This is a genomic window from Streptomyces sp. AK08-02 (assembly GCF_033795085.1).
GTDB classification, from domain to species: Bacteria; Actinomycetota; Actinomycetes; order Streptomycetales; family Streptomycetaceae; genus Streptomyces; species Streptomyces echiniscabiei.
In genome coordinates, this window is record NZ_JARAZV010000012.1 from 238,490 (window position 1) to 254,404 (window position 15,915).

The 15,915-nt window shown below is 69.7% G+C and carries 17 protein-coding genes and 1 pseudogene; 17 read left to right on the top strand and 1 reads right to left on the bottom strand.

All coding sequences use genetic code 11. The features are described from left to right. Positions 1–83 precede the first annotated feature (83 nt). Entirely contained in the window at positions 84–1,643 is a 1,560-nt protein-coding gene (gene ffh / locus PV734_RS25780; RefSeq protein ID WP_319095102.1) for a signal recognition particle protein, read from the top strand. Between the two features lie 83 nt (positions 1,644–1,726). Here ffh and PV734_RS25785 read toward each other — a convergent pair whose 3' ends face one another. After that, entirely contained in the window at positions 1,727–2,575 is an 849-nt protein-coding gene (locus PV734_RS25785; protein ID WP_319095103.1) for a class I SAM-dependent methyltransferase, read from the bottom strand. 200 nt (positions 2,576–2,775) lie between these two features. On the opposite strand from PV734_RS25785, the gene proS reads away from it, so the two are divergent. The 16 genes and pseudogenes from proS to dprA all read left to right on the top strand — a co-directional run bounded on the left by proS (position 2,776) and on the right by dprA (position 15,780). Next, positions 2,776–4,191 carry a proline--tRNA ligase gene (gene proS, locus PV734_RS25790; RefSeq protein ID WP_319095104.1) on the top strand — a complete coding sequence of 472 codons (1,416 nt, stop codon included), beginning with the start codon at positions 2,776–2,778 and terminating at the stop codon, positions 4,189–4,191. 251 nt (positions 4,192–4,442) lie between these two features. Further along, the gene (locus tag PV734_RS25795) at positions 4,443–5,045 is read left to right on the top strand and encodes a hypothetical protein (protein ID WP_053739767.1); all 603 of its coding nucleotides are present in this window, start codon (positions 4,443–4,445) and stop codon (positions 5,043–5,045) included. A 311-nt stretch (positions 5,046–5,356) separates the two neighbouring features. Continuing rightward, a complete protein-coding gene (gene rpsP, locus PV734_RS25800) occupies positions 5,357–5,785 on the top strand; it encodes a 30S ribosomal protein S16 (RefSeq protein ID WP_319095105.1) in 429 nt (142 codons plus the stop codon). Between the two features lie 2 nt (positions 5,786–5,787). Continuing rightward, the gene (locus tag PV734_RS25805; RefSeq protein WP_006373563.1) at positions 5,788–6,027 is read left to right on the top strand and encodes an RNA-binding protein; all 240 of its coding nucleotides are present in this window, start codon (positions 5,788–5,790) and stop codon (positions 6,025–6,027) included. Positions 6,028–6,133: 106 nt separating this feature from the next. Then, complete coding sequence (gene rimM, locus PV734_RS25810; RefSeq protein ID WP_319095106.1) at positions 6,134–6,700, top strand: ribosome maturation factor RimM; 567 nt, start codon at positions 6,134–6,136, stop codon at positions 6,698–6,700. Then, positions 6,700–7,521, top strand: coding sequence for a tRNA (guanosine(37)-N1)-methyltransferase TrmD (trmD, locus tag PV734_RS25815; protein ID WP_319095107.1), 822 nt, complete (start codon positions 6,700–6,702; stop codon positions 7,519–7,521). The genes rimM and trmD overlap by 1 nt, the downstream gene beginning before the upstream one ends. Positions 7,522–7,654: 133 nt before the next feature. Further along, on the top strand, positions 7,655–8,005 hold the full coding sequence (rplS, locus tag PV734_RS25820) for a 50S ribosomal protein L19 (protein WP_046258836.1): 351 nt from the start codon (positions 7,655–7,657) through the stop codon (positions 8,003–8,005). A 60-nt stretch (positions 8,006–8,065) separates the two neighbouring features. Then, positions 8,066–8,806, top strand: a complete 741-nt coding sequence (gene lepB, locus PV734_RS25825; protein ID WP_319095108.1) for a signal peptidase I — start codon at positions 8,066–8,068, stop codon at positions 8,804–8,806. After that, positions 8,799–9,881: a signal peptidase I gene (gene lepB, locus PV734_RS25830; RefSeq protein WP_319292208.1), complete on the top strand. Its 1,083-nt coding sequence runs from the start codon at positions 8,799–8,801 to the stop codon at positions 9,879–9,881. The genes lepB (PV734_RS25825) and lepB (PV734_RS25830) overlap by 8 nt, the downstream gene beginning before the upstream one ends. After that, complete coding sequence (lepB, locus tag PV734_RS25835) at positions 9,772–10,773, top strand: signal peptidase I (RefSeq protein ID WP_319095110.1); 1,002 nt, start codon at positions 9,772–9,774, stop codon at positions 10,771–10,773. The genes lepB (PV734_RS25830) and lepB (PV734_RS25835) overlap by 110 nt, the downstream gene beginning before the upstream one ends. 37 nt (positions 10,774–10,810) lie before the next feature. Beyond that, positions 10,811–11,557 (top strand): signal peptidase I, encoded by a 747-nt coding sequence (gene lepB, locus PV734_RS25840; protein ID WP_319292104.1) that lies wholly within the window; start codon positions 10,811–10,813, stop codon positions 11,555–11,557. Beyond that, positions 11,547–12,071: pseudogene (locus PV734_RS25845) on the top strand (NUDIX hydrolase). Before lepB (PV734_RS25840) ends, PV734_RS25845 begins: the two are co-directional and overlap by 11 nt. A 55-nt stretch (positions 12,072–12,126) precedes the next feature. Then, positions 12,127–12,435, top strand: a complete 309-nt coding sequence (locus PV734_RS25850) for a DUF2469 domain-containing protein (protein WP_003965949.1) — start codon at positions 12,127–12,129, stop codon at positions 12,433–12,435. 107 nt (positions 12,436–12,542) lie between these two features. Then, a complete protein-coding gene (locus PV734_RS25855; RefSeq protein ID WP_319292107.1) occupies positions 12,543–12,965 on the top strand; it encodes a YraN family protein in 423 nt (140 codons plus the stop codon). After that, a complete protein-coding gene (locus PV734_RS25860; RefSeq protein ID WP_319292110.1) occupies positions 12,965–14,590 on the top strand; it encodes a YifB family Mg chelatase-like AAA ATPase in 1,626 nt (541 codons plus the stop codon). The genes PV734_RS25855 and PV734_RS25860 overlap by 1 nt, the downstream gene beginning before the upstream one ends. Next, positions 14,587–15,780, top strand: a complete 1,194-nt coding sequence (gene dprA / locus PV734_RS25865) for a DNA-processing protein DprA (protein WP_319095115.1) — start codon at positions 14,587–14,589, stop codon at positions 15,778–15,780. Before PV734_RS25860 ends, dprA begins: the two co-directional genes overlap by 4 nt. Positions 15,781–15,915: the final 135 nt, after the last annotated feature.

The window sequence follows — 15,915 nt, forward strand, 5'->3', positions numbered from 1 at the left end:
GCAGGCGGGGACGATTTGCTTGCGGGGCCGGATACCCTGGAGAACAGCCCACTCTGCCCCCTACTCCGAGGACCGACGCCGCCGTGTTCGATACTCTCTCCGACCGCTTGTCAGCGACTTTCAAGAACCTGCGCGGCAAGGGGCGCCTGAGCGAGGCGGACATCGACGCCACGGCCCGCGAGATCCGTATCGCGCTCCTCGAAGCCGACGTGGCCCTGCCCGTCGTGCGGACGTTCATCAAGAACGTCAAGGAACGCGCCCTCGGGTCCGACGTCTCCAAGGCACTGAACCCCGCCCAGCAGGTCCTGAAGATCGTGAACGAGGAACTCGTCACGATCCTCGGCGGTGAGACGCGCCGGCTGCGCTTCGCCAAGAACCCCCCGACCGTCATCATGCTGGCCGGTCTCCAGGGTGCCGGTAAGACCACCCTCGCGGGCAAGCTGGGCAAGTGGCTCAAGGACCAGGGGCACTCGCCCCTCCTCGTCGCCGCCGACCTCCAGCGCCCCAACGCCGTCAACCAGCTCAGTGTCGTCGCCGAGCGCGCCGGGGTCGCGGTCTACGCGCCCGAGCCGGGCAACGGGGTCGGGGACCCGGTCAAGGTCGCCAAGGACTCCATGGAGTTCGCGAAGACCAAGGTCCACGACATCGTGATCGTGGACACCGCCGGCCGCCTCGGTATCGACGCCGAGCTGATGCGGCAGGCCGCCGACATCCGGGACGCGGTCTCGCCCGACGAGATCCTCTTCGTCGTCGACGCGATGATCGGCCAGGACGCCGTCAACACGGCCGAGGCATTCCGGGACGGCGTCGGCTTCGACGGTGTCGTCCTGTCGAAGCTCGACGGTGACGCCCGCGGTGGTGCCGCGCTCTCCATCGCGTCGGTGACCGGCAAGCCGATCATGTTCGCGTCGAACGGCGAGAAGCTCGACGACTTCGACGCGTTCCACCCTGACCGGATGGCCTCCCGCATCCTCGACATGGGTGACCTGCTCACCCTGATCGAGCAGGCGGAGAAGACGTTCAGCCAGGAAGAAGCCGAGGCGATGGCCTCCAAGCTGGCGTCCAAGAAGGGCCAGGACTTCACCCTGGACGACTTCCTGGCCCAGATGGAGCAGGTCAGGAAGATGGGGTCGATCTCCAAACTCCTCGGCATGCTGCCCGGCATGGGTCAGATCAAGGACCAGATCAACAACCTCGACGAGCGCGATGTGGACCGTACGGCGGCCATCATCAAGTCGATGACCCCGGCCGAGCGCCACGAGCCGACGATCATCAACGGCTCGCGTCGCGCCCGTATCGCCAAGGGCTCCGGTGTCGACGTCAGCGCGGTCAAGGGCCTGGTCGAGCGGTTCTTCGAGGCCCGCAAGATGATGTCCCGCATGGCCCAGGGCGGCGGCATGCCGGGAATGCCCGGGATCCCGGGCATGGGCGGCGGCCCCGGCCGGTCGAAGAAGCAGCCCAAGCAGGCCAAGGGCAAGCAGCGTTCCGGCAACCCGATGAAGCGCAAGCAGCAGGAGCAGGAGGAGGCCGCCCGCAGGGCCGCCGGTGCCCAGGGAGCCCCGGGCGGCGCCTTCGGCCTGCCGGGCCAGCAGGCCCCCCAGGACTTCGAACTGCCGGACGAGTTCAAGAAGTTCATGGGCTGACAATCGCCACGTCGTGCAGGGCGCCCCTCACCGTGGGGGCGCCCTCGCGCGTTCCCGGGGCAGGGTCGGCTCTCAGGCGGATCTCACGCCGTCAATGCGATGAGGTACCGGAAGACGTTCGGCATCCAGATCGTCCCGTCCCGCCGCTGGTGCGGATGCAGCGCCTCCGCCAGCTCCTTGTCCACCTGCTCCTGGCCGGTCGCCGTGATCGCCGCGTCGAACAGCCCCGTCGACAGCAGCCCTCGCACCGCGCTGCCCAGGTTCGCGTACCCGAACGGGCACGCCACCCGCCCGGAGCCGTCCGGGCGCAGGCCCGCCCGCTGGGCGACCTCCTCCAGGTCGTCGCGGAGCGAGGGGCGCCAACTGCCCGCGACGCGCAGCGGGTCGGCGAGCCGGGCCGCGACCCGCAGTACGGCCGAGGTGGCGCAGCGCTCCGGTGGCCCCCAGCCCACCAGTACCACCGGCGTCCCTCGCCCGACCGACGGCACGGCCGCCGCGAGGGTCTCGACGAGTCCCTCGGAGTCGCCCGCCAGACAGCCGATCGGCTCGAACGCGGTCACCAGGGTGTAGGGAGGCGAATCCGCCTCCTCAGGGAGGCTCGTCACGAGCCGGGCGTCGCCCCGCGCGCGCGTGCGCCCCGGTTCGGGCAGTAAACGCTCCCGCGCGAGGCCCAGCCGCTGCGGTGACGATGTCTCGACACCGGTGACGGCCGCACCTCTCGACGCCGCCATCAACAGGGCCAGGCCCGAGCCGCAGCCGAGGCCGAGCATCCGGGTGCCGCTGCCCACTTCCAGCCGCTCGTAGACGGTCTCGTAGAGCGGTACGAACATGCGCTCCTGGATCTCCGACCAGTCACGCGCGCGTGTGCACAGGTCCACGCGGGTCGCCCGACCCGTGTGAGGCAGGTGCTGCCGCACGAGCGTAGGTGTCATCGAAAGCGCCCCAATCCGCCGAGAGTTGCCGCTGTTCCCGATGTGGTGGCCCCCGTGCAGTGCGCGATCGCACTTCCCCCGTATGCCAGGTAACTCCGCCCTCGACCCGCCGTCCAGGGGTTGTCGGGCCGAGGTTGTGTGCTCGCTGTGCTCACGAAAAGAATTCACATGCCGGCAACGTGGGCCCGTAGCATCGCGCCATGGCAAAGGCACCCGTACTCACGCCGCAGGCAATTGACTTCCCTCGCTGGTACCAGGATCTGGTCGGCAAAGCGGAGTTGGCCGACAACGGTCCGGTGCGGGGCACGATGGTCATCCGACCGTACGGGTACGGGCTGTGGGAGCGGATGCAGGCCGAGATGGACGCGCGGATCAAGGAGACGGGCGCGCAGAACGCCTACTTCCCCCTGCTGATCCCGCAGTCGTACTTCGCCAGGGAGGCGGAGCACGTCGAGGGCTTCGCACCCGAGCTGGCCGTGGTCACGCACGGCGGTGGCAAGGAACTCGAAGAGCCCGCGGTGGTCCGCCCCACCTCCGAGATGATCATCAACGACTACTTCTCCAAATGGGTGCAGAGCTACCGCGATCTGCCCCTGTTGATCAACCAGTGGGCGAACGTGGTTCGTTGGGAGCTGCGCCCCAGGCTCTTCCTCCGTACGGCGGAGTTCCTGTGGCAGGAGGGACACACCGCGCACGCCACTCACGACGACGCCCGTGACTTCGCCGCGCACATCCACCGCGACGTCTACGAGGACTTCATGGTGAACGTCCTGGCGATGGACACCGTTCCCGGCCGCAAGACGGTCAAGGAGCGCTTCGCGGGCGCCATCAACACCCTCACGCTCGAAGGCATGATGGGCGACGGCAAGGCCCTCCAGATGGCCACCAGCCACGAGTTGGGCCAGAACTTCGCGAAGGCGTTCAACACCCGCTACCTGTCGAGGGAAGGCAGGCAGGAGCTCGTCTGGCAGACGTCCTGGGGCTCGACGACCCGCATGATCGGCGCCCTGGTGATGGCACACGGCGACGACAACGGCCTGCGGGTCCCGCCGCGCCTCGCGGCGATCCAGGCCGTCGTCCTCGCGATCAAGGGCGACGAAGCGGTTCTGGCCAAGGTCCGTGAGATCGGCGACCGGTTGAAGGCGGCGGGAGTACGCGTGCACGTGGACGACCGCACGGATGTGCCCTTCGGCCGCCGCGCCGTCGACTGGGAGCTCAAGGGCGTGCCCGTACGTGTCGAGGTCGGCCCCCGCGACCTGGAGAACGGCACGGTGATGCTCGCCCGCCGCATCCCGGGCGGCAAGGAGCCGGTGGCCCTCGACGCGCTCGTACGGCTGTTGCCCACCGTCCTCGAAGAGGACCAGGCGCTGCTGCTGGCCCAGTCGCGTGAGCGCCGGGAGTCCCGTACCTCGGACGTGTCGACGTTCGCGGAGGCCGTCGAGGCGGCGACCGGGGGTGGCTGGGCGCGCATCCCGTGGGCGGTGCTCGGCGCGAAGGGCGAGGCAGCGCTCGGCGAGCACGGGGTGACCGTACGGTGTCTGGTCGCCGCGGACGGGTCGGTCCCCGACGCGGATGACGCACCCGGTAACGTCGCCATCGTCGCCCGCGCCTACTGAGGCAGGGGCGAGAGCGACCGAAACGCCCCTTGCGCAACGGCCGACCACAGGTACCCCGGCGTGCGGACGACGTCTACGCGCCGGGTCGTACGTGGGGCTACGCACCGGCTTGGTATGAGCTGTGAGGCTTCTCCGCAGATCAGCGCACCCGCCCTCGTCAGGACGCATCAGCGGCAACTGACGGGTACGTGCAAATTATTTGGGATGGCCCGGAATCGGAACACAGCGGCACTCAGGCTCGTTGTCATTACGTGAGCACGACACAGACACCACCTGTTCTCGCCGCAGAGCTGGCGCAGGCGTGGGCCGACATTCAGCGGTACCACCCCGAGCTGCCCGATCTTGCCGCGCCCGAGTCCCTGATCGGAGAGTCGTCGTCCGCCTGCGGACACGCGCTCTCCTTCGAGCGACTGCTGCATGAGGCAGTCCATGGCATCGCAGCCGCCCGCGGAGTCCGCGACACCTCCCGGGCCGGCCGATACCACAACCGCAGATTCCTCGCGATCGCCGAGGAGCTGGGCCTGGACCACCCGGAGGAACCGCATCCCAGCAGCGGTTTCTCGCTGGTCACGCTCAACCCCGAGGCCAAGCGTCGATACCGGCCCACCATGGAGCGGCTGCAGCGTGCCCTGAAGGCGCACACGGTCGCCACCACCTCCGACACGACCCGCACCTTCCGGGGTCCGGCCGCCCGCCACGGTTCCTCCGGGGGAGGGGTGCGCGTGAAGGCCGTCTGCGACTGCGGTCGCAACGTGCGCGTCGTCCCGTCGGTGCTGGCGCAGGCTCCGATCGTGTGCGGCGGCTGCGGCAAGCCGTTCCGCATCCCCGAGATCGTGGGCGCGGGCGCCGCCTGAGGCTCCGTCCCGTCGCGTGATCGAGCCCGGCATCTCGTGGGTGCCGGATGAACACGTGGGGGAGCGCGCGAGCCGCGTGCGCAAGCGCCTGTATGGGCACCCGGACCGCCGGGTGCCCGTACAGGCATGGGGAAGCAGCGCCCGGGTTCGGCGCGACCCGCCGGGTGTGGCAGAATGGCCAGCTGTACTCGACAGCCGCACAGGAACCCTCTCGCCTCCGGCTGACGCGTCCATCGGGCACTCGGGTACCGCAACCCCACGCGGCAATCTCGCCGTGCCCAACCACGTCCAATTCAGGAGAACCCACTCCCGTGGCAGTCAAGATCAAGCTGAAGCGTCTGGGCAAGATCCGTTCGCCTCACTACCGCATCGTCGTCGCCGACTCCCGTACCCGCCGTGACGGCCGGGCCATCGAGGAGATCGGCCTGTACCACCCGGTGCAGAACCCCTCGCGCATCGAGGTCGACACCGAGCGTGCGCAGTACTGGCTGGGTGTCGGCGCGCAGCCGACCGAGCCGGTTCTCGCCATCCTCAAGCTGACCGGCGACTGGCAGAAGTTCAAGGGCCTGCCCGCCCCGGCTCCGCTGCTCGTGGCCGCTCCGAAGCCCTCGCGTCCGTTGTTCGAGGCCCTGGGCGGCGACAACGAGGGCAAGGGTGAGGCCATCACCCAGAAGAAGAAGGCCGAGAAGAAGGACGAGGCTGCGGCCGACTCCTCTGCGGCTGCGCCGACCGAGGCCTGAGCATGCTCGAGGAGGCTCTCGAGCACCTCGTGAAGGGCATCGTCGACAACCCCGACGAAGTGCAGGTCGCCTCGCGTGATCTGCGTCGCGGGCGCGTTCTGGAGGTCAGGGTTCACCCCGACGACCTCGGAAAGGTGATCGGCCGCAACGGCCGCACCGCACGTGCCCTGCGCACCGTCGTGGGTGCCATCGGCGGACGCGGTGTCCGTGTCGACCTCGTCGACGTGGACCAGGTTCGCTGATCACCACGTAGCACCGGCTCGGGCCGGGGAGGGCCACTTGGGCCGTCCCCGGCCCGTAGTCGTCTGCGGAGCAATGCCGTAGGCACACGACAGGAGATTCCAGAAAGTGCAGCTCGTAGTCGCGCGTGTGGGCCGCGCCCACGGCATCAAGGGCGAGGTAACCGTCGAGGTACGTACCGACGAGCCGGAGCTCCGGCTCCCGCCCGGCGCCGTCCTGGCCACCGACCCGGCCTCGGCGGGCCCGCTGACCATCGAAACAGGCCGTGTCCACAGCGGCCGGCTCCTGCTGCGCTTCGAGGGCGTGCACGATCGGACCGGCGCCGAGGCGCTGCGCAACACCCTGCTGATCGCCGACGTCGACCCCGAGGAAATGCCCGAGGGCGAGGACGAGTACTACGACCACCAGCTGATGGACCTGGACGTCGTCCTGGTCGACGGCACCGAGGTCGGGCGCATCACCGAGATCTCGCACCTGCCCTCCCAGGACCTGTTCGTCGTGGAACGCCCCGACGGCAGCGAGGTGTACATCCCGTTCGTCGAGGAGATCGTGGTGGAGATCGACCTGGAGGAGCAGCGCGCGGTCATCGACCCGCCGCCCGGCCTGATCGACGACCAGACCGCCCCCGACGAAGTCGCTGACGGGCACAGTGCCTCGCCGCGAGAAGAGTCGTAATGCGTCTCGACGTCGTCACGATCTTCCCCGAGTACCTCGAACCCCTGAACGTCTCGCTCGTCGGCAAGGCACGCGCGCGTGGGCAGCTGAACGTGCACGTGCACGAGCTTCGGGACTGGACGTACGACCGCCACAACAAGGTCGACGACACTCCCTACGGCGGCGGCCCGGGAATGGTCATGAAGACCGACCCTTGGGGCGACGCGCTGGACGACGTACTGGCCGACGGATACGAGACCGGCTCGGGGACACCCGCGCTGGTCGTGCCCACGCCCAGTGGCCGTCCATTCACCCAGGCGCTCGCCGTCGAACTGTCCGAGCGGCCGTGGCTCGTCTTCACGCCGGCGCGTTACGAGGGCATCGACCGGCGTGTCATCGACGAGTACGCCACCCGGATGCCCGTGTACGAGGTGTCCATCGGCGACTACGTCCTCGCCGGCGGCGAGGCGGCCGTACTGGTGATCACGGAGGCCGTCGCGCGGCTGTTGCCCGGGGTCCTCGGGAACGCCGAGTCGCACCAGGACGACTCCTTCGCACCGGGCGCGATGGCGAACCTCCTGGAGGGGCCGATCTACACCAAGCCGCCCCAGTGGCGAGGCCGGGAGATCCCGGACGTGCTGCTCAGCGGCCACCACGGAAAGATCGCACGGTGGCGCCGCGACGAGGCACTGCGTCGTACGGCGGCCAACCGGCCCGATCTGATCGAGCGGTGCGAGGCGTCGGCCTTCGACAAGAAGGACCGCGAGATGCTCTCCATCATGGGGTGGGCCCCCTCCGCCGACGGCCGATTTTGGCGCAGACCCGAGGGCGTGGAAGAATAGGTCGCTGTTGTGCGTCGTCCGGCGTGCGCCCCTGCCACGGGGGGACACGACGCCCGCCCCGGCACGGACAGCATTCCTCCGTAAATCAAGCTCCCGTTGATGACCTGTGGCATCAACGAAGAAAGCAGACGAAATGTCTCACCTGCTCGACTCCGTCGACTCCGCGTCGCTGCGCACCGACATCCCGGCCTTCCGCCCGGGTGACACCGTCAACGTCCACGTCCGCGTCATCGAGGGCAACCGCTCCCGTGTGCAGCAGTTCAAGGGCGTAGTCATCCGCCGTCAGGGCGCCGGTGTCCGCGAGACCTTCACGGTCCGCAAGGTCTCGTTCTCCGTCGGCGTGGAGCGCACCTTCCCGGTGCACACCCCGATCGTCGAGAAGATCGAGCTGGTCACGCGTGGTGACGTGCGTCGCGCGAAGCTGTACTACCTCCGTGAGCTGCGCGGCAAGGCCGCGAAGATCAAGGAGAAGCGCGACAACTGAGCTGTCGGCGAGCCCGATATAAAGAAGGCTCACATCGGGGCCGGATAGCATCCTGCCCCGATGAACACCGAAGCACAGCAGACGGAGCGCGACCGCTCCTCCCGCCCCGCTCGATCCGAGAAGATTTCGGACACCGAGGGGCCGGAGGACCGGTCGCGTTTTGCGTTGGTGTCCCGGGCGGCGGAGTGGCTGCCGGGTGGGCGGATCACCCTGACCCTGCTGGTCTGCCTGCTTTTTCTGCTCCTCTTCAGCAGGTTCGTTGTCCAGCCGTTCGAAATTCCCAGCCGCTCGATGGAGGGCGGATTGAGGATCGGGGACCGCGTTCTCGTAAATAAGTTCGCGTACCGTTTCGGTGCCGAGCCGCAGCGCGGTGACGTCGTCGTGTTCGACGGAACCGGCTACTTCGGGCACGCCGACTACATCAAGCGCGTTGTGGGTGTGGGGAGAGACCACGTGGTCTGCTGCGACAAGGAGGGGAGAATCGAGGTGAACGGCCGGTCGGTCGACGAGTCGACGTTCCTTTACCCCGGTGACAGCCCGTCCACGGTGTCCTTCGACGTCGTGGTGCCCGAGGGGGGCCTCTTCGTCATGGGGGACCACCGCAGCGACTCCAGGGACTCCAGGGACCACCTGGGTTCGCCGGGCGGAGGGATGGTCCCCGTCGGGAGGGTGATCGGGCGGGCCGACTGGATCGCCTGGCCCCGCGAGCACTGGACCCGCCTGAACCGGCCCGGCGCGTACGAGCGTGTACCCGCTCCGGCGGCGACCGCGCTCGGCAAGTCGGACGGTGTCCATGGGTAACCGCGGCAAACCGCGCGGTGCGCCCAGCACCGTCGCCGACCAACTGCTGCCCACCGGCTCCCGTCGGGCGTCCGGTGCCGCCGCGCGGCCGGGCCGGGCCGAGCGGCGCAAACTCCAGCGCAAGGTCAAGGCGCGCAGACGGCGCTCGGCCGTCAAGGAGATACCCCTCCTGGTGGGCGTCGCGGTTCTCATCGCCCTGGTCCTGAAGACGTTCCTCGTGCAGGCGTTCGTGATCCCGTCGGGCTCGATGGAGAACACGATCCAGATCGGTGACCGCGTTCTCGTGGACAAGTTCACGCCCTGGTTCGGCTCCAAGCCCCAGCGCGGTGACGTCGTCGTCTTCAAGGACCCCGGCGGCTGGCTCGACGACGAGCCGACCACCGCGAAGGGTGAGGACCCCATCGTCGTCAAGCAGGTCAAGCAGGGTCTCACCTTCATCGGTCTGCTGCCCTCGGACAACGAGAAGGACCTCATCAAACGCGTCGTCGCCGTCGGCGGCGACACCGTCAAGTGCTGCGACGCCCAGGGCCGCGTGACGGTCAACGGCATGCCGCTCAACGAGACGACCTACATCCATCCAGGCAACAAACCGTCGTCGTTCACCTTCGAGGTGAAGGTCCCCGAGGGGCGCCTGTTCGTCATGGGCGACCACCGGGCCAACTCCGCCGACTCCCGCTACCACCGTACCGAGGCGTACAGCGGCACCGTGGCCGAGAGCTCCGTCGTGGGCCGGGCCATGGTCATCGCCTGGCCGTTCGGCCACTGGACCCGTCTGCAGGAGCCGAACACGTTCTCCACGGTGCCGGGTGGGTCGGCCTCCGCCCTCGGCTCGTCGCATAGGGTGGCTTCCGCGGATCGGTATGGATCGATCCCGCTCCCGACCCCTGCGGAACTCCCGCTCGTTATGGGAGTGGTGGGCCTGCGTCGCTTCCGGCGTGGGCGGTGGTTCGGAGTGAGGAGTGGATGTGGGGGATTTGGCGGTCGGCGCACGGTCCGGACAGGACGGTCCCGAGGAACAGCGCCCCGCGGAGCCGGGTTCACCGCCCGCAGAGGACGCTGTTCCCGCCGAGAGTGACCCCGGGGCCCCAGGGCTCTCGGGGAGTGGCTCGGGGGACTCCGGGGACGACACGGCGCAGGACCTTGAAGAGCCCGGCCACAAGCCCAGGAAGCAGCGCTCCTTCTGGAAGGAGTTGCCGCTGCTCATCGGCATCGCGCTGGTACTCGCGCTGCTGATCAAGACCTTCCTGGTCCAGGCGTTCTCCATCCCCTCCGACTCCATGCAGCACACGCTGGAGCAGGGCGACCGGGTGCTGGTCGACAAGCTGACCCCGTGGTTCGGCTCCGAGCCCGAGCGCGGTGAGGTCGTCGTCTTCCACGACCCCGCCGACTGGCTGGCCGGCGAGCCGACCGTCGAACCGAACCCCGTGCAGCGGGTCCTCGGCTGGATCGGCCTGATGCCGTCCGCCAACGAGAAGGACCTCATCAAGCGGGTCATCGGCGTCGCGGGCGACACCGTCGAGTGCAAGGGCACGGGCCCGCTGAAGGTCAACGGCCAGCCGCTCAACGACGCGTCGTTCGTCTACTCGGGAAACACCCCGTGCAGCGTCGACGACCAGGGCGGCCAGTTCAAGGTGACGGTACCCAAGGGCAAAATCTGGGTCATGGGTGACCACCGGCAGAACTCCCTCGACTCCCGGTATCACCAGGAGGACAAGAACCAGGGCTTCGTCCCCGTGGGCAACGTCGTCGGTCGCGCCATCGTGGTCGCCTGGCCGCCCACCCGCTGGAACACGCTGCCGATTCCCGACACCTTCGACCAGAACCTGAGCGCCGCCGCACCGGGCGCGCTTGGTCTCGCGGGCGCCGTCCCGCTGGTCCTGTGGCGCAGGCGCCGGGCGGCCGGTCGTACGACCACTCCCATTACCGTCGGAAACTCCGGTGTTCCCGGGTCCGGGACCGCCGGGTAGGGTGCCGTCCCAGGCCGCGATCTGGGAGACCACTGGGATGAGCAGTACGACGACACGTACGGACGAGGGCCGCGGACGGCTCGGCAGCAAGCTGTCGGGACTGGCCGTGGCCCTCGGCTGTGTCCTCTTCCTCGGCGGCTTCGTCTGGGGCGCGATCCTCTACCGGCCCTACACCGTGCCGACGGACTCCATGTCACCCACCATCGTGGCCGGCGACCGGGTGCTGGCCCAGCGGATCGACGGCGGCGACATCAAACGCGGTGACGTCGTGGTCTTCAGACAGGAGAGCTGGGGCGACATGCCCCTGGTCAAGCGGGTCGTGGCCGTGGGCGGGGACACGGTCTCCTGCTGCACGGACGGCAAGCTGGTCGTCAACGGCAAGCAGATCCAGGAGCCCTACCTGCGCAAGGGCCAGGTGGCCGAGCTGACCGCCATCCCGTCGGTCACGGTCCCCGCGGGGCGGCTGTTCCTGCTCGGCGACGAGCGCACCGGGTCCCTGGACTCCACGGCCCACCTCACGGAGGCCTTCAACGGCACGGTGCCGCGCAGCGGAGTGGACGCACGTGTCGACGCCGTGGTGTGGCCCATGAACGGCATGCTGGCCCGCCCCACGGGCTTCGAGCCTGTGGGTGCCCTGTCGACGCCGGGTCCGCTGCGGCTGATCACCTTCGCGATCATCGCGGGCGGGGTGCTCGTCCTGGGTGGTGGCGCCTACGGGCCGATCGCCAACCTGGCGGCCAAGCGGCGCGTCCGCGCGGTGGCGGAGCCGGTCGGTGCCCGCTGAGCCGGTGGGCGCCGCGGACGACTCCCGCACCGGCGGAACCCGCAGGGTGTCCCGAGTGGTGCTCCTCGATCCCCAGGACCGGATTCTGCTGCTGCACGGGCACGAGCCGGACGATCCGACGGTCAGCTGGTGGTTCACTCCCGGTGGCGGCCTGGAGGGCGACGAGACCCGCGAGGAGGCCGCGCTGCGGGAACTCGCGGAGGAGACAGGCATCACCGAGGTCGAACTCGGTCCGATGCTGTGGCGGCGCAGCTGCTCCTTCCCCTTCGCGGGACGCCGCTGGGACCAGGACGAGTGGTACTACCTGGCCCGTACGGACCGGACGGAGACCCGGGCCACGGGCCAGACCGAGCTGGAACGGCGCAGTGTCGCCGGAGCACGCTGATGGACGTGCCAGGAACTGACCCAGGCACATGAGACGGTGTATCCGACCAGACTCGCCGAGCTCCTGCGCAAGGTGCTCGACGAAGGTCCCCCGCCCATGCCCGAGGTCCTCGACACGGAAATCGTCTAGAGAATCGCGGTACTGGCGCACAATGGGGGGACGCACGGCTGAAGGGGAACATGCCATGAGCGCCGAGGACCTCGAGAAGTACGAGACCGAGATGGAGCTGAAGCTCTACCGGGAGTACCGCGATGTCGTCGGTCTGTTCAAATACGTGATCGAGACCGAACGGCGCTTCTACCTCACCAATGACTACGAGATGCAGGTGCACTCGGTCCAGGGTGAGGTGTTCTTCGAGGTGTCCATGGCGGACGCCTGGGTGTGGGACATGTACCGGCCGGCCCGGTTCGTGAAGCAGGTGCGGGTGCTCACGTTCAAGGACGTGAACATCGAGGAGCTGAACAAGAGCGATCTGGAGCTCCCGGGCGGCTGACCGTCACTCGTGCGGGTGGCGGAGTTATCCACAATGCCGAGGTTGTCCACCAAGATCCAATAGCTCGCTGAACTGTCCGCATTGTTGGCGCCGGAGGTGGTGCCGACATGAACACACGCCATGCACAAGGCGGCGGACAGGGCCCGGCGCGAGGCAACGCGCAGCGCGGCGCGCTGGGCAGGTACGGCGAGGAACTGGCCGCGCGACGGCTGACCGAGGCCGGAATGACGGTCCTGGACCGCAACTGGCGCGCCGGCCGGACCGGTGAGATCGACATCGTGGCCCGGGACGGCGACGCACTCGTCGTATGCGAGGTCAAGACCCGCAGGGCGGCCGGTCCCGCGGGTGTCTTCCAGCACCCGATGGCGGCCGTCACACCGGCCAAGGCCGAGCGGCTGCGGGGTCTCGCCGAACGCTGGGTCCAGGAACACGGGGGAGCACCACCCGGCGGCGTCCGCATCGACCTGGTCGGTGTTCTGCTGCCCGAGCGCGGCGCACCCGTGGTGGAACACGCGCGGGGGGTGGCGTGATGGGATTCGCCCGTACGTGTTCGGTGGCGCTGGTGGGTGTCGAGGGCGTGGTCGTCGAGGTCCAGGCGGATCTCGAACCCGGCGTCGCCGCGTTCACCCTGGTGGGACTGCCCGACAAGAGCCTGACGGAGAGCAAGGACCGGGTCCGCGCGGCGGTCGTCAACTCCGGAGCCGCGTGGCCGCAGAAGAAGCTCACGGTGGGGCTCAGTCCGGCCTCGGTGCCCAAGAGCGGCAGCGGGTTCGACCTCGCCATCGCGGCAGCCGTCCTCGGGGCCGCCGAGCGGATCGACCCCCGGGTCCTCGCCGACATCGTGATGATCGGCGAACTGGGCCTCGACGGCCGGGTGCGACCGGTCCGGGGCATCCTGCCGGCGGTGCTGGCGGCGGCCGACTCGGGATACGAACAGGTGGTCGTGCCGGAGTGCGCAGCCGCCGAAGCCGCGCTGGTCCCCGGGGTGTCGGTGCTCGGCGTGCGCAGCCTGCGGCAGCTGATCGCCGTACTCACCGACGAGCCCGTACCGGAGGAGGAACCGGACGATCACGGCCGCCCCGACCCGCTCATGGCGGGCCTGCGGATGCCGGGTACCGGGGCGGCCACGGGTATGCACAGGGTGGGCGCCGGTCAGTACGACAACGGCCACGACCTGGCCGACGTCGTGGGCCAGCACTCGGCACGCACGGCGATGGAGGTGGCCGCGGCGGGCGGCCACCACGTCTTCCTGGAAGGTCCACCGGGGGCCGGCAAGACGATGCTCGCCGAGCGGCTGCCCGCCGTCCTGCCCCGGCTCACCCGGCAGGAGTCGCTGGAGGTCACCGCCGTCCACTCGGTCGCGGGCCTGCTGCCACCGGGCAAACCCCTGATCGACACGGCGCCCTACTGCGCCCCGCACCACTCGGCCACCATGCAGGCACTCGTCGGGGGCGGACAGGGCGTGGCGCGGCCCGGAGCCGTCTCGCTGGCTCACCGAGGAATCCTCTTTCTGGACGAGACCCCGGAGTTCGGCAGCCAGGTGCTGGACGCCCTGCGACAGCCCCTGGAGGCCGGGCATGTGGTGATCGCGCGGAGCGCCGGGGTGGTGCGGTTCCCGGCCAGGTTCCTGATGGTCCTCGCGGCCAACCCGTGCCCGTGCGGCCGCTTCTCCCAGCGGGACACCCTCTGCGAGTGCCCGCCCTCCGTGATCCGGCGCTACCAGTCCCGGCTCTCCGGGCCACTGCTCGACCGGGTCGACCTGCGGGTCGAGGTGGACCGGGTCACGCGATCCCAGCTCGTCGAACGCGGGGCGCGGGGCGAGTCCACGGAGACGGTCGCCGAGCGGGTGCGCGCGGCCCGGGAGCGGGCGTCGGCGCGGCTCGTGGGGACCCCGTGGCGGACCAACAGCGAGGTACCGGGACGCGAGCTGCGCAGCCGCTGGCACGCCGTACCCGGCGCCATGGAGGAGGCCGAGCGGAATCTGGAACGGGGAGTGCTCACCGCGCGCGGGATCGACCGTGTCCTGCGGGTCGCCTGGACCGTCGCGGACCTCGTCGGTCATGACCGGCCCGACGCGATGGACGTCGCCCTGGCGCTGCAGCTGCGAACGGGAGTGCCTCGTGGGGTGCCGATGGCGATCGGGGCGATGACATGACGTGGGGCGCGACCGGCGGGGGGCCGAGTGATGAGCAGGGCGGCCGAGCGGCTGCCGAGGGGCTCGCCAGGGTCCTCCTCACCCGGGTCGTCGAGCCGGGTGACGAGGTCGCCGGGAGATGGCTCAGGGAGCGCGGCGCTGTCGAGGTGGTACGGCGGCTCAGGGACGGCGGGCCCATGCTGACCGGGGTCACGGGGACCAGATGGTCGGGGCTGTGCGCGCGGGCCGCTCAGGCCGAGCCCGAGCGGGATCTCGCCGTCGCACGGGCGGCGGGGGTGCGGTTCCTGTGGCCCGGTGAGCCGGAGTGGCCGGCCCAGCTCGACGACCTCGGCGACGCGCGGCCCACGGGACTGTGGGTGCGCGGGCTGCCCAGCCTGCGGATGTGGGCGCTGCGCTCGGTCGCCGTGGTGGGGGCCCGGGCGTGCACCGAGTACGGCGCCCACATGGCGGCCACGCTCGCCGCCGGGCTCGCGGAGCGTGGATGGGTGGTGGTGTCGGGCGGTGCCTACGGGGTCGACGGAGCCGCACACCGGGGTGCGCTCGGTGCGGGTGGGGCCACAGTCGCCGTACTGGCCTGCGGGGTCGACCGGCCCTATCCGCGCGGGCACACCCAGTTGATCACCAGAATCGCCGAACAAGGCCTGGTGGTGGGTGAGTTGCCGCCCGGTGACCATCCGACGCAGAGCAGGTTCGTGCTGCGCAACCGGGTGATCGCGGCTCTCACCAGGGGAACCGTGGTGGTCGAGGCCGCGTACCGCAGCGGCTCGCTCGTCACGGCACGGGCGGCGCAGCGGCTGGGGAGGTTCACGATGGGGGTGCCGGGGCCCGCCACCAGTGGGCTCTCCGCGGGTGTGCACGAACTTCTGCGCGGCGAGGCGATGCTGGTCACCGACGCCGCGGAAGTCGCCGAACTGGTCGGGGACATGGGCGAGCTGGCGCCGGACCGGCGGGGGCCGGTGCTTCCGCGTGACCTGCTGGAACCGGCGGCACGACGTGTCCTGGCCGTACTGCCCGCCACCGCGACGGCGACGGTGGACGACATCGCGCTGAGCGCTTCGACGACGAAGGACGACGCGGTCGCCAGACTGTACGAGCTCCGATCACTTGGTTACGTCGAACGACACGACGACGGCTGGAAGTTGACACGCCAGGCGATGATCTCCGTCCGGCCAGGCGGGGACGCGTGCTGACCGAGCGTGTTCGGCCGTCCGAGGGACGCCCTAAGCCCTTGGGAATTCCCGCAGTTGATCCGCTCCGATGGTCACACAGGGCGACGGGCCTGGCCCTGGAGGGCGTCCAGCGGAACGTATCTGCGTACGCCCCAC

Bases quoted from the DNA above. Each gene is read 5' to 3' on its own strand.
- lepB (WP_319292208.1), top strand. From the start codon at position 8,799: ATGGGTAACCGCGGCAAACCGCGCGGTGCGCCCAGCACCGTCGCCGAC.
- PV734_RS25855 (WP_319292107.1), top strand. From the start codon at position 12,543: ATGAACACACGCCATGCACAAGGCGGCGGACAGGGCCCGGCGCGAGGC.
- PV734_RS25785 (WP_319095103.1), bottom strand. From the start codon at position 2,575: ATGACACCTACGCTCGTGCGGCAGCACCTGCCTCACACGGGTCGGGCG.
- lepB (WP_319292104.1), top strand. From the start codon at position 10,811: ATGAGCAGTACGACGACACGTACGGACGAGGGCCGCGGACGGCTCGGC.
- PV734_RS25860 (WP_319292110.1), top strand. From the start codon at position 12,965: ATGGGATTCGCCCGTACGTGTTCGGTGGCGCTGGTGGGTGTCGAGGGC.
- lepB (WP_319095108.1), top strand. From the start codon at position 8,066: ATGAACACCGAAGCACAGCAGACGGAGCGCGACCGCTCCTCCCGCCCC.
- PV734_RS25850 (WP_003965949.1), top strand. From the start codon at position 12,127: ATGAGCGCCGAGGACCTCGAGAAGTACGAGACCGAGATGGAGCTGAAG.
- proS (WP_319095104.1), top strand. From the start codon at position 2,776: ATGGCAAAGGCACCCGTACTCACGCCGCAGGCAATTGACTTCCCTCGC.
- dprA (WP_319095115.1), top strand. From the start codon at position 14,587: ATGACGTGGGGCGCGACCGGCGGGGGGCCGAGTGATGAGCAGGGCGGC.
- trmD (WP_319095107.1), top strand. From the start codon at position 6,700: ATGCGTCTCGACGTCGTCACGATCTTCCCCGAGTACCTCGAACCCCTG.
- PV734_RS25805 (WP_006373563.1), top strand. From the start codon at position 5,788: ATGCTCGAGGAGGCTCTCGAGCACCTCGTGAAGGGCATCGTCGACAAC.
- rplS (WP_046258836.1), top strand. From the start codon at position 7,655: ATGTCTCACCTGCTCGACTCCGTCGACTCCGCGTCGCTGCGCACCGAC.